At 70.4% G+C, this 13,384-nt stretch carries 6 protein-coding genes and 2 pseudogenes; 6 read left to right on the forward strand and 2 right to left on the reverse strand.

Annotation, left to right across the window (positions count from 1 at the left end):
• A pseudogene (locus DMC18_RS07240) lies at positions 1-606 on the forward strand (DegT/DnrJ/EryC1/StrS aminotransferase family protein); the annotation flags it as partial.
• A 208-nt stretch (positions 607-814) separates the two neighbouring features.
• On the opposite strand, the pseudogene DMC18_RS07250 reads toward DMC18_RS07240, so the two are convergent.
• A pseudogene (locus DMC18_RS07250) lies at positions 815-3,888 on the reverse strand (TonB-dependent receptor).
• Positions 3,889-4,360: 472 nt separating this feature from the next.
• On the opposite strand from DMC18_RS07250, the gene DMC18_RS07255 reads away from it, so the two are divergent.
• The 3 genes from DMC18_RS07255 to DMC18_RS07265 are packed head-to-tail and all read left to right on the forward strand — an operon-like array spanning position 4,361 to position 10,115.
• Positions 4,361-5,920 (forward strand): efflux transporter outer membrane subunit, encoded by a 1,560-nt coding sequence (locus tag DMC18_RS07255; protein WP_110132806.1) that lies wholly within the window; start codon positions 4,361-4,363, stop codon positions 5,918-5,920.
• A gap of 11 nt (positions 5,921-5,931) precedes the next feature.
• Positions 5,932-6,999 carry an efflux RND transporter periplasmic adaptor subunit gene (locus DMC18_RS07260; protein WP_110121334.1) on the forward strand — a complete coding sequence of 356 codons (1,068 nt, stop codon included), beginning with the start codon at positions 5,932-5,934 and terminating at the stop codon, positions 6,997-6,999.
• Complete coding sequence (locus DMC18_RS07265; protein ID WP_110121333.1) at positions 6,999-10,115, forward strand: efflux RND transporter permease subunit; 3,117 nt, start codon at positions 6,999-7,001, stop codon at positions 10,113-10,115. The genes DMC18_RS07260 and DMC18_RS07265 overlap by 1 nt, the downstream gene beginning before the upstream one ends.
• 132 nt (positions 10,116-10,247) lie before the next feature.
• On the opposite strand, the gene DMC18_RS07270 is transcribed toward DMC18_RS07265, so the two are convergent.
• Positions 10,248-11,177, reverse strand: coding sequence for a helix-turn-helix domain-containing protein (locus DMC18_RS07270; protein ID WP_110121332.1), 930 nt, complete (start codon positions 11,175-11,177; stop codon positions 10,248-10,250).
• Between the two features lie 119 nt (positions 11,178-11,296).
• Here DMC18_RS07270 and DMC18_RS07275 point away from each other — a divergent pair, with 119 nt between their 5' ends.
• Together DMC18_RS07275 and DMC18_RS07280 are read left to right on the forward strand one after the other, a co-directional pair.
• Positions 11,297-12,529, forward strand: coding sequence for an acetyl-CoA acetyltransferase (locus DMC18_RS07275; protein ID WP_110121331.1), 1,233 nt, complete (start codon positions 11,297-11,299; stop codon positions 12,527-12,529).
• A 1-nt stretch (position 12,530) separates the two neighbouring features.
• Positions 12,531-13,310 (forward strand): DUF1295 domain-containing protein, encoded by a 780-nt coding sequence (locus DMC18_RS07280; RefSeq protein ID WP_110121330.1) that lies wholly within the window; start codon positions 12,531-12,533, stop codon positions 13,308-13,310.
• The last annotated feature ends 74 nt before the right edge of the window (positions 13,311-13,384 follow it).

Genomic DNA, 13,384 nt, shown 5'->3' on the forward strand with positions numbered 1-13,384 from the left:
TGCCCGCTCGAGGCTATCGTCACCACCTGCGCCTTCGGCCGCGCCCCCGACCTCGCCGCCCTCGCCGCCTTCCAGGCCGAAACCGGCCTGCCGATCGTGGTCGACGCCACCTTCGGCTACGATGTGATCATGGACGCCCCGGTCCCGGTGGTCGTCGGCCTGCCCGGCGGCCAGGGCGTGTTCGTCGCCGCCGAGGACGCCGACCTGATCGCCCGCCTGTCGGCCCCCGCTTTCGAAGGCGAGGCCGGCCTCGACGGCTGGACCCTCAAGCGCCAGCAGCTTGCCACCAACGCCCAGCGCCTGCGCATGCTGCTGCTCGGCTCGCCGATCCAGTTCCAGCCCGGCTGGGGCCTGTCGTGGGTGTCCAGCGCCTGCGTCGTCAGCGTCGCCGAGGGCTGCGCCCCGGCCGTCGCCGCCCTGCTGGCCGTCGAAGGCCGCTTCGTCACCTGCGTGGGCGTGCGCGATCCCGAAGCCGCCGCCGACGCCGTGCCCGTCGTCGATCACCTGGCCGGCAAGATGCTGGGCCTGCCCTTCGCCGCCGACCTCGACATCGCCGACCTCGACGACCTGGCCGAGGCTGTGCGGCGCGCGGTGGCGCAGGTCTGAGCTGAAAAACCCCCTCCGGCCCTCCGGGCCACCTCCCCCAGAGGGGGAGGATCTTGGCGCTTCAGATACTCCCCCTCTGGGGGAGCTGTCGCGGAGCGACTGAGGGGGCCGCCCGCAGGGCGAAGCAACAGAAAGGCCGGAGACTTTCGTCCCCGGCCCAAGGTGATCGACGGAGGAAGTCGATCGCCAGTTCCCCGAGGCGGGGATCTCAAAACCTTTTGCGCAGGCTCAGCTTGTAGGTCCGGCCCAGCGGGTCACCGGTGAACGGGTCGTAGCCGAGGTCGAGCCGGGCGTAGGACGGGTCCTTGTCGAACAGGTTGGTGATCGCGATGCTTGCCGTCGCATCCCGCGGCAGGATCACGCGATAGGCCAGGTCGGTCAGCACCTGGGCGTCGATGGTCTTGCCGTTGGCCACCGTCACCGCCGCCCCGGTCGTGTCCTTGTAGGCCCCAGTGGCGAACGGCGCGGTGCGCTGGTCGGTGTACTTGCCGATGTAGTGCACGGTCAGGCGCAGGTTGTGCGGCCCCCGGCTCCATTCGGCGAAGACGTCGCCCTTCCATTCCGGGATCGGCACGACGGTGGTCTGGTAGTTCAGCAGGCCCACCGCGTCGAAGGCCTTCTCGACCACCACGCCCTCGACGCTGGTCGCCCCCACCTCGTACTTCTGGATCCAGGTCGCGCTGCCGCCGACGGCCAGTTCGCCGCCCAGCACGCCCTCGAAGGCGTAGTCGGCCGAGAAGTCGAAGCCCGAATTCTCGATCGGCGCGCCGTTGATGTAGAAGGTCTTCAGCCGCGCGATGCTGGTGGTCGGCGTGCCGCACGCGCCGTTGAAGGTAAAGCGGGCCTGCAGGGCCGCATAGGCGCTGTTCCCGCAGTTGTTAGTCCCCGCCGCCCCGTTCGGATAGAGCGCGCTGGTGATGCCCGCCACCGGCTCGGCCACGATCGGGTTTTTGAAGTCGAACCGGAAGTAGTCGACGCTGGCCTTGAAGGCGCCGGCCTTGAACAGCAGGCCGAAATTGTAGGTGTTTGCCTTCTCGGGCTTCAGGTCCGGATTGCCGAAGATGTCGACCGCCCGGAAGACGCCCAGGATCCCCTGCAGCGAGGTCACCGAGGTCGTCGTGGTCAGCGGATCCGGCGGCCCGCGGAAGGTCGAGCCGGCCGAGGCCCGCACCGCCATCCACGGCGTCGCCTGCCAGCGCACCGAGGCCTTGGGGTTGAAGGTCGAGCCCACCGACCCGCCATAGTCCTCGTAGCGCGCCGCCAGCTGGGCCTGCACCGTCTCTGTAATCGGCAGGCTGAGCTCGCCGAAGGTCGCCACCACGTCGCTCTGATTATCGGCCGGGGTGTTGACGCCCAGGAACATGAACGGCCCGTTCCGCGCCGAGCCGGTGCAGGTGGTCACCCCGTAGTCCGGCGTGTTGACGCACGGATTGATCAGGGCGTTGGAGATGTCGTTGAAGGTCGAGGTGAAATAGGTCCGGCGGTACTGCACCCCAGCCGCCCAGGCGATGTCGCCGCCCGGCAGGGTGATGGCCGTCTTGCCGTTCAGCACGGCCTCGGCCACGAACAACCGCGAGGTCTGCTTGGTCGACAGCTTCTTGAAAAACCAGTCGGTCAGCTCCTTGCTGTTGGCCAGGCTGGAGACGTAGCCGGGATTGGCGACGCCGGTGATGGCGTTGCTGGGGATCGCGCTGGCGAAGGGGTTGTAATACAGGCAGCCGCCGACGCCCGGCGTGCCCTGGATCCCCGCCGTGTTCGGATCGGTGTCGCAGTTGGGCCCGCCCAGCCCGCGCAGCGCCAGGGCGAAGCGGTTGACCAGGGTGTCGTAGCCGGTGCGGATCCCCACCTCCTGGGAATAGGTCAGCGCCGCCTCCCAGCCGATCCCGTTCGAGAACTCGCCCTTCAGGTCGGCCGAGACGCGATAGGCGTCGAACGAACGCGAGCCGATCGACGGGCCGTAGCCGAACTTGGGATTGCCGCCGATGCCGTAGGGCCGGTTGGCGGCGTTGATGGCGCCGAAGGCGAACACCGTCGCCGTCGGCACGGTGATCTGGGCGCCGGTCCCCAGCCCCGTCAGGGTCACGGTCGGGTTGGCGGCGATGAAGGCGGCCAGGCCCGGATTGGTCGCCGGCACGTAATAGCGGCCGATCAGGCTGGTCGAGGCCGCCACCTCGGCGGTCGGCACGGCCAGGGCGGCGTAGGACGGCGAGGTGTTCCAGTCGGGCACGTCGGTGTGCGACCACAGGGCCTCGACGTGCAGCTTGGTGGTGTCGGAAAGCCTGGCGTTGATCTCGCCATAGACCTGCACGGCGTTGGACTTTTCCACCAGGTTGTCGAACGGCGTGTAGTGCCAGTAGCAGACCGGCGTCAGGCCGCTGAAGCCGGGAAACCCGCCCAGGCTGGCGCAGGCCGGATCGCGCATGCCGTTGGTCGGGCTGGCCGCCGGGATGAAGGTCGAGGGATTGCCCGCCGCCGACCAGCCGGCCTCCGGATTGTCGAGATAGCCGCGATTGGCCCAGTCGCGCTCGGCGACGCTGAGCTTGGAGCGGTGCTGCCAGCCGGCGCTCAGCAGCATGTCGCCGTGGTCCCACTTCTTGCCGTAGGTCAGGCTGAGGCCGTAGTCGCCGTCCGAGCCGTCGATGGCGCGGTAGTCGGCGGCCATCTCCAGCCCGTCGACGTTCTTCTTGGTGATGAAGTTGACCACCCCGGCGATGGCGTCCGAGCCATAGGTCGCCGCCGCCCCGTCCTTGAGCACCTCCACGCGCCCGATGGCGGCGGCGGGGATGATGTTGGTGTCGACGATGCCGGCCCCGGCCGCGGCCAGCGGATTGATCGCCAGGCGCCGACCGTTCAGCAAGACGAGGGTGCGCTGCGAGCCCAGCCCCCGCAGGTTCACCGAGCCCGAGCCTTCCGAGCCCTGGGCGCGGCTGTCGAACTGGTTGGTGTCGCCCAGCACCCCGTTCGACACCGACAGGGCCTTGATCATCTCGACGGTCGAGGGCGAGCCGCGCTTCTGCAGCTCCTCGGCCCCGATCACGTCCACCGGCAGGGCCGCGTCCTCGGGCGTGCCGCGGATGAACGAGCCGGTGACCACCACCTCCTCGACCTGCGTCGCCTCCTGCCCCCATGCCGCACCCGCCGTCGCGGCGAGCGCCATCGCCAGCGCGCCGGCCGAGCCCGCGCGCAGATAGGTCTTCCTGGTCATCTTCCCTCTCCCGGTCTGTCTCTTCTTTTTCGGAGCGCTTGGGCGAGGACGGATCTCTCTCTAGGGGTCGACGGTATCCTCCGCGCGCGAACGCCTCGGACGGCCGCCCGCCGTCGCGAAATCACGCGTTTCGAAATTGGAAGATGCGAACTTAGACGCCGACACCTTGGGATCCCCCTCTCGCCGGATACTTTGTACGCAAAGCTTTCTTGGCCGCTCGGCCGCAGGGCGAGCGGGCTCGACATCGAGAGTCGAACGACTGTTTCGATGATTGAGTATGTTTTCCCAAGCGTCAACCGCCGTAATTTTCCGGCAAGCTCGGGCGTCTTGAATTCCGGGTATCGAGACGTGGAGGCCACCCCGGGGGTCCGCCGCGAAGGCGCCAAGCCGGGACGAGGTCATCTACGTAGTGACCGCAATCGGGGACAATTCCCGTCGCACAGCGGCGAGACGGGCTTTTTTCCTGTGAGTTGTCGCCCTAATTGAGCGAACGACGGTCCTGTCTATCCGTTATGGGTCGGTCGTCCGACAGTGTGGGGTGAAATCTAGATGAGTTCCGACGCGATCGCGGATCGCCGGCCGACGGCTGCGCGCCTCTCCGCCCTGGCGGGCGCGAGCCTGGCCGCCCTGCTGCTGGCCGGCTGCAACACCGCCGCCCCGCGCACCCCCGACACCCGCCTGCCGACGGCCTTCGAGGCGCCGGCCGGCGCGCCCCTGCCCGCCGCCGCCCTCGACCAGTGGTGGACGCAGTTCGGCGATCCCCAGCTCGACGCCCTGATCGCCACGGCGCTGGAGCGCAGCCCCGACGCCCGCAGCGCCGCCGCCGTGCTGGAAGAGGCCCGCGCCGTCCGCAAGAGCAACATCCGCCAGCTCTACATTCCGTCGGGCCAGGTGAAGGGCGCGGCCAGCCGCAAGCACACCGAGCTTCTGGACCAGCAGGGCGAGTCCTTCACCGTCGGCGGCGACAGCGACAGCTACAGCGCCAATTTCGACGTCTCGTGGGAGCTCGATTACCTGGGTCGCCGCAAGGCAGGCCTCCAGGTGGTCAACAACGACCTGGCCGCCGCCCGCTTCGCCTACGAGGGCGCCCGCGCGGCCCTGGCCGCCAACGTCGCCCAGTCCTATTTCGAGGCCAAGGGCCTGGCCGTGCAGCTGGCCGACGCCCGAGAGAGCGCCCGCATCAGCCAGTCGCTGGGCGAACTGGCGACCAGGAAGGCCAAGCTTGGCCTGTCGGCGAGTTCGGAAGCCGACAGCGCCGCCGCCACCCTGGCTCAGTCCGAGGCCCAGGCGGCCGACTACGAGGCCCAGCTCCAGGCCTCTCGCCGCAGCCTGCTGATCCTGGTCGGACGCGGCGTCGACCCGCTGGCCAGCCTCGACGTCGAGGCCGCCCTCGACGCCCCGCCGCCGGTTCCGGCCACCGTGCCCGGCGCGCTTCTGGAGCGCCGCCCCGACGTACGCGAGGCCCAGGCCCGCCTGGCCTCCGCCGCCGGCAACCTCAAGGTCAACCAGCTGGCCCTGTTCCCGACCTTCACCCTGACGCCCGGCCTCGGCTGGGCCAAGAGCGTCTCGCCTGCGGTGGACTACAGCAGCCTGTTCTCCGGCGGCTCGGCCCAGACCAACGGCACGACCTCCAGCACCACCGGCTCCTGGACTCTCGGCGGCGGCGTCACCATCCCGCTGCTCAACATCCCCCAGCTGCTGGCCGACATCGACGCCCAGGACGCCCGCACCGAACAGGCCGCCGTCGCCTACGAGAAGGCCGTGCAGACGGCCTATGGCGAGGCCGAGAACGCCATGGCCCAGCTGGCCGCCGACAACCGCCGGGTCGCCCTGCTGAAGGCCGGCGAGGCCCGCGCCGCCAGCGCCTACGCCGCCAGCCGCAAGGGCTACGGCCTGGGCCTCGTCGACCAGACGACCAACCTGCAGAACGAGCAGACCTGGCGCAGCGCCCGCAGCGCCCTGACCGGCGCCCAGACCCAGGCCCTGCAACGCGCGGTCCAGACCTACAAGGCGCTCGGCGGCGGCTGGTCGCCGAACGCCCCTGCCCCGCTTCCGCCCCGGGCGTCCGCCCAGGCCGCCGACACCGCCTCCGAACGCGCCCCGCGATGAGAACCCCGCCCATGACGATGAAAACCGCCCGCGCGCTCGCCCTGCTGACCGCGTCCGCCCTGGTCCTGACGGCTTGCGGCGGCAAGGACGAGAAGAAGGCCGCCCCCGCCAGCCAGGCCCGCGCCGTCAGCGTCGGCGAGGTCCAGACCCGTCCGCTGGGCGGCGGGATCGAGGCCTCGGGCGTGCTGATCGCCCGCGACGAGGCCGCCGTCGGCTCCGAGCTCTCCGGCTACCGCGTCGCCCGCATCTACGCCGACGAAGGCGACTGGGTGCGCGCCGGCCAGCCGCTGGTGCAGTTGGACGCCACCCTGCTGAGCGCCCAGATCGGCCAGCAGGCCGCCGTCGCCGCCCAGGCCCAGGCCGAAGCCGCCCGCGTCTCGGGCCTCGATGGCCAGGGCGTGCTCAGCCAGGAACAGATCGAAAGCCGCCGCTACAACGCCAAGGCCCAGGCCGCGGCGCTGGCCGAACTCCAGACCCGCCAGGGCCGCCTGACCATCGTCGCCCCCGTCGGCGGCCGGGTCATCGAACGCGGCGTCAAGCCGGGCGAGATCGCCGGCAGCGGCACGACGGCCTGGTTCCGCATCGTCCGCGACGGCCTCGTCGAACTGGAAGCCGACGTCAACGAAAGCGACCTGGCGGGCCTGTCGGTCGGCCAGCCGGCCACCGTCACCCTGCCCGGCGGCGCGCAGGTCTCGGGCGCGATCCGCCTGATCAGTCCGCGCGTCAACACCGACACCCGCCTGGGCAAGGTCCGCATCCGCCTGCCCGTGCGCGAGGACCTGCGCGCCGGCGGTTTCGGCAAGGTGATCTTCGGCCCGTCGGGCGCGGCGGTCGTCGCCGTGCCGGAAGCGGCCATCCGCTACGACGCCTCGGGCCTGTCGGTGGTCACCGTCGACGCCCAGAACCGCGCCAAGCAGGTTCCGGTGACCACCGGCCGCAGCGGCGGCGGCTGGGTCGAACTGGTGCAGGGTCCCGCTCCCGGCGCGCGCATCGTGATCGGCTCGGGCGCCTTCATCGGCGACGGCGACGTCATCAAGCCGATCCCGGTGGCCGCCAACGGGCAGAAGGCCGCCAACTGATGGCCGACCTCCGCATCTCAGCCTGGTCGATCAGGAACCCGATCCCGGTCGCGGTCGTCTTCATCGCCCTGATCATCGCCGGCGTCGGGGCCTACCTGTCGCTGCCGGTCAAGCAGTTCCCGAACGTGACCTTCCCGGCGGTGACCGTCTCGGTCACCCAGAGCGGCGCGGCCCCGGGCGAGCTTGAAACCCAGGTCACCCGCGTCGTCGAGGACGCGGTCTCGGGCATCTCCAACGTCAAGACGATCCGCTCGTCGGTGACCCAGGGCGCCTCGACCACCACCATCGAGTTCGAACTCGGCGAAGACCTGCAGAAGGTCACCGACGAGGTCCGCTCCAAGGTCGACCAGGCCCGCGCCAGCCTGCCCAAGGAGGTCGACGAGCCGATCGTCCAGCGGCTCGAGATCGACAGCGCCCCGATCATCACCTACGCGGTCTCGGCCCCGTCGATGAGCACGGCCGACCTGTCGTGGTTCGTCGACGACACCATCACCCGCGCCCTCCAGGGCGAAAAGGGCGTGGCCCAGGTGGCCCGCGTCGGCGGCGCCGAGCGCGAGATCAACGTCGTCCTCGACCCGGCCCGCATGGCCGCCTTCGGGGTGACCGCGCCGCAGCTGAACCAGGCCCTGGCCAATTTCAGCCTCGACGCCCCCGGCGGCCGGGCCAGCGTCGGCGGTCGCGAGCAGACCCTGCGGGTGCTCGGCGCGGCCAACACCCTGGAGCAGCTGAAGCAGATCACCATCCCGGTCGGCTCGCGCTACGTGAAGCTGACCGATGTCGCCGACGTCGGCCAGGGCGCCGGCGAGGAGCGCGGCTTCGCCCGCCTCGACGGCAAGCCCGTCGTCGCCTTCCAGGTGATGAAGACCCGCGAGTCCAGCGACGTCGAGGTCGAGGACCGCGTCAAGCAGGCCGTCGAGACCCTGGGCCAGAAGAACGCCGGGGTGACCTTCACCAAGATCTACTCCACCGTCGACGAGACCCGCGCCAGCTTCGAGGCCACCAAGCACACCCTGCTGGAAGGCATGCTGCTGGCCTCGCTGGTGGTGTTCCTGTTCCTGCGCGAGTGGCGCGCCACCCTGATCACCGCCATCGCCATGCCGGTGTCGCTGATCCCGACCTTCGCCTTCATGGGCATGGTCGGCTTCTCGCTGAACGTCGTCACCCTGCTGGCCCTGACCCTGGTCATCGGCATCCTCGTCGACGACGCCATCGTCGAGATCGAGAACATCGAAAAACGCGTCGCCAAGGGCCAGCGGCCCTATCACGCGGCGATGGAGGGGGCCGACGCCATCGGCCTGGCCGTGGTCGCCACCACCTTCACCATCGTCGCGGTGTTCGTGCCGGTGTCCTACATGCCCGGCATCCCCGGCCAGTTCTTCAAGGAATTCGGCCTGACGGTCGCCGTCGCGGTGCTGTTCTCGCTGGTCGTGGCTCGCCTGCTGACGCCGCTGCTGGCCGCCTACTTCCTCAAGCCCGTCCTGCGCCCGCACGAGCGCAAGCCGTTCGAGGGTCTCTATCGCAAGAGCCTCGACTGGGCGCTGGACCACCGGATCATCGCCTTCATCATCGGCGGCGTCCTGACCCTGGGCTCGATCGCCGGGGCCGGCTTCCTGGCCTCGATCGGCGTCCTGGCCGTCGGCTTCCAGCCGGCCGGCAACGCCAACTACTACTACATCAAGCTGCAAGGCCCGCCCGGCGCGACCATCGCCGACATGGACCGCACGGCCCAGGCGGCGACGAAGATGTTCGCGGCCCGGCCCGAGACGGCCCACGTCTTCGTCCAGGTCGGCTCCAACATCGCCAGCGGCTTCAGCGGTCAGAGCGGCGCCGACGTCCGCGACGGCACCGTCACCGTGGTGCTCAAGGGCGACCGCAAGCTGACCGTCACGGAGATCAAGCAGGAGATCCGCGCCGGCCTGCGCGACATCCCCGACGCCCGCGTCAACCTGCAGGGCGACTGGGGCTCGTCCGACATCCAGAACATCATCACCTCGGACGACGGCGCGGCCCTCGACAAGGCGGCCCTGCAGATCGAGCGCGAGATGCGGACCCTGAAGACCGTCGCCGACCCGCGTCCGTCCTCGCCGCCCAGCGGTCCGGAGATCGTCATCCGGCCCCGCGCCGACGAAGCCGCGCGCCTGGGCGTCTCGGTCACCGACATCGCCTCCATCGCCCGCGTGGCCACCGTGGGCGACATCGACGCCAACGTCGCCAAGATGACCCAGGGCGAGCGCCGGATCCCGATCCGCATCCGCCTGCCGGAAGGCGCGCGGTCGGACCTGGCGGCCATCGGCGCCTTGCAGGTGCCCACCGCCGCCGGCGGGATCACCCGCCTCGACAGCGTCGCCGACATCAGCTTCCAGGCCGGTCCCGCCAAGATCGACCGCTTCGGCCGCAAGCGGCAGCTGACCATCGAGGCCGACCTCAACGGCGGCGCCCAGCTGGGCCAGGCCCTGGCCGAGATCAACGCCCTGCCGACCATGAAGAACATGCCCGCCGGCGTGGCCCCGGCCTCGGCCGGCGACCAGGAGGCCTTCGCCGAGCTCTTCACGGGCTTCGCGGTGGCCCTGCTGTCGGCCGTGGGCCTGGTGTTCGGCGTGCTGGTGCTGCTGTTCCGCAGCTTCTTCAAGCCGATCACCATCCTCTCGGCCCTGCCGCTGGCGATCAGCGGCGCCCTGGTGGCGCTGGTGGTCTGCGGCCAGCCGCTGTCGATGCCGTCGCTGATCGGCTTCCTGATGCTGATGGGCCTGGCGGCCAAGAACTCGATCCTGCTGGTCGAGTACGCCATCGAGCAGGAGCGGGCCGGCATGAGCCAGCGCGAGGCCCTGATCGACGCCTGCCACGAACGGGCCCGCCCGATCGTCATGACCACCCTGGCGATGATGGCCGGCATGCTGCCCACCGCGCTCGGCCTCGGCCAAGGCTCGGAGTTCCGCCAGCCCATGGCCGTGGCCGTGATCGGCGGCCTGATCACCTCGACCATCCTGTCGCTGGTGCTGGTGCCGGTGGTCTACGAGGTCATCGACGACTTCGAGCGCTGGATCACCCCCAAGATGGCCCGCTGGACCACGCCGCGGGAAGCCTCGGGCGAAGCTACGCCGGTGGACAGGCTCTGATCCAAAGGGGCCGGAGAAGACCCCCTCCGGCCCTCCGGGCCACCTCCCCCAGAGGGGGAGGATCTCGTTCGACGCCGCGCCAGGAAGATGCTCCCCCTCTGGGGGAGCTGTCGCGGAGCGACTGAGGGGGTCTCACCCCGCCTCCGCGACCGCCGTCGTCTCCGGCCCCACCGTCCCGCCGCAGGCCGCGCAGATCACCACCGCCTCCAGCCGCTGCCCGCACGGAGCATGCGTCAGCACCTCGGGCGGACCTTCCGGCCCCGCCAGCCAGCGGTCGCCCCAGGCCATCAAGGCCACGATCAGCGGGAAGAGCTCGCGCCCCACCCCGGTCAGCCGGTACTCCCAGCGCTCGGGCCGCTCTTGATAGCGGACCTTCTCCAGCACCCCCAACGAAACGAGCCGACCCAGGCGGTCCGACAGGATGTTGCTGGCCACGTTCAACTCGGCCTGGAAATCGCCGAACCGCCTCAGGCCATAAAAGGCCGCCGCCGCCAGGTACGAGGTCCAGCGGTCGCCGAGCACGGCCACGGCCCGCTCCACCGCCGGGTCGCCCCGCCCCTCCCCTTCGGCGATCGAGCGGCGCTGGGCGCGCGGCGGCGGGGCGGGATCGAAACCGGCGCCCGGTTCCGGCGCCACCGTCACCTCGCGCGCGCTCACCACCCCGCCGCAGGCCTTGCAGGCCATCTCGGTCTTCAGCACGCAGCCGCAGGGCTTGTGGATCACCCGCTGGGCCGGTTCGCCGCTGCGCCTTTCCTCCCAGCGCAGGATCATCAGGGCCGCGTCGAACAGCCCACGGCCCTTTTCGGTCAGATGGTAGCCGTGCCGCGCCGGCCGCTCCTGGTAGAGCCGCTTCTCCAGCACCCCCGCCGCCTCCAGCCGCGCCAGCCGGTCGGTCAGCAGCGAGCGGGCCATGCCGGTCTGCGCCACGAAGCCGTCGAACCGGTTCACGCCCCGGAACGCCGCGTACAGCACCAGCAGCGTCCAGCGGTCACCGATCAGATTCAGAGCCCGCGCCGCCGAACTCGCGCGGACCGTGCGAAAACTGTGGTTTTCAGGCGACATCGTTCTGTCGTGATGGCGTTCGCCCATCCCTGTCAATTGCCTCGCCGCACCCTCGCTTTTATAACGAGACTAACAAGAGCGGGGGACGGGAAACTCGCCTGCCGGCGCGGAGAAGAGCGATGGCCTACATCCTGGGGGGATGGCAGAGCGACTTTTCCGCCAACTGGTCGCGCCAGGGTTGGGGCCTGGCCGACGCTTTCAGCGAGGCGGTGGCGCAGGGACTTGCCGCCACCGACCTCGCGCCTTCCGACATCGACACCGGCCACGTCGGCAACTTCGCCGGCGAGCTGTTCGCGGGCCAGGGCCTGCTGGGCGGCTTCTTCGGCCTCGTCCATCCCGACCTCGACGGCCTGCCGACCATGCGCCACGAGGCCGCCTGCGCCTCGGGCAGCGTCGCCATCCTGTCGGCCGCCGCCGAGCTCGAGGCCGGCCGCTACGACCTGGCCTGCGTGGTCGGCATCGAGCAGATGCGCAACGTCTCCGGCCAGGCCGCCGCCGAGCACCTGGGCGCGGCCGCCTGGGCCGGCCACGAGCACCAGGACGCCCGCTTTCTCTGGCCCGCCGCCTTCTCCGACCTGGCCGAGGTCTACGACGACCGCTTCGGCCTGCGTTACGAGCACCTGATGGCGATCTCGGAAAACAACTTCGCCAACGCCCGGCGCAATCCCAACGCCCAGACCCGCGACTGGCGCTTTCCGCCGCAGGCCTTCACCGCCGACGACGTCGCCAATCCGGTCGTCGAGGGCCGCACCCGCAAGCAGGACTGCGGCCAGGTCACCGACGGGACCGCCGTGATCTTCCTGGCCTCGCCGCAGCGCGCCCGGTCCTATGCCGAGGCCCGCGGGATCCCGCTCGACAGCCTGCCGCGCATCAAGGGCTGGGGCCACCGCTCGGCCCCCATCCCGCTCGACCGCAAGCTGGCCAAGAGCGCCGAGGCCAGTTCGAAGGGCGGTCACGTCTTCCCGCAGGTGCGCCGCGCCATCGACGACGCCCGCGCCCGGGCCGGGATCGCCCACCTGTCGGAGATCCACGCCGTCGAGACCCACGACTGCTTCGCCATCACCGAATACATGGCCATCGACCATCTGGGCCTCACCGCGCCGGGCGAAGCCTGGAAGGCGATCGAGGCCGGCGACATCGCCATCGGTGGCAAACTGCCGGTCAATCCGTCCGGCGGACTGATCGGCGCCGGCCATCCGGTCGGGGCCACGGGGGTGCGCATGGCGCTGGACGCCTTCAAGCAGACCACGGGAACGGCCGGCGACGGCCAGGTCGAGGGCGCCCGCACCGTCCAGACCCTCAATATCGGCGGCTCGACCACCACCACGGTCAGCCTGGTGATCGGAACCTGAGATGCTGCAGATCCTGCTCGTCGACGCCGCCGTCTCGGCGCTGGCCTTCCTGCTCCTGTGGGGCGTCTCGTTGAGGATCCGCGATGTCAGCTTCATCGACGCCTGGTGGGGCGTCGGCATGGCCCTGATCGCCTGGACCGCCTTCCTGCAAGGCCCGCCCACCCCGCGCGGCCTGCTGCTGACCGGGCTGTGCACCGTCTGGGCCGCGCGCCTGGGCGGCTATCTCTTCTGGCGCTGGCGCAAGCACGGGGCCGACCGCCGCTACGTCGCCATGCTGGGCCATGCCGAGAAGGCGCGCGGCTGGAGCTTCGCCAAGGCCTCGCTGCTGCTCGTTTTCGCCCTGCAATACGCCATGCAGTACGTCGTCGCCCTGCCCGTCCAGCTGGGCCAGGCCGCCGGACCGCTCGGCCCGCTGGCCGCCATCGGCGCGGCCCTTGCGGTGATCGGCGTCGCCTTCGAGACCGTCGGCGACGCCCAGCTGGTGCGCTTCAAGGCCGACCCGGCCAATGCCGGCAAGGTGATGGACCAGGGCCTGTGGCGCTACACCCGCCACCCCAACTATTTCGGCGACGCCTGCGTCTGGTGGGGCCTGTTCCTGATCGCCGCTGAAGCCCTGCCCTGGGGCGCGGCCTCGATCGTCGGCCCGATCCTGCTGACCATCACCCTGACCCGCTGGAGCGGCGTGCCGACCACGGAGGGGCGGCTGAAGAAGACGCGGCCGGAATACGCGGCGTACGTGGCCCGGACTTCGGGGTTCGTGCCGTGGTTTCCTAAAGCGTAAGGCCGCCCCATTTTACCTTCTCCCATAGGGAGAAGGAGGGGCCCGCGCCGCAGGCGTGGGAGGATGAGGGGTTA

Source organism: Caulobacter sp. D5, from assembly GCF_003185805.1.
Taxonomy (GTDB): Bacteria; Pseudomonadota; Alphaproteobacteria; order Caulobacterales; family Caulobacteraceae; genus Caulobacter.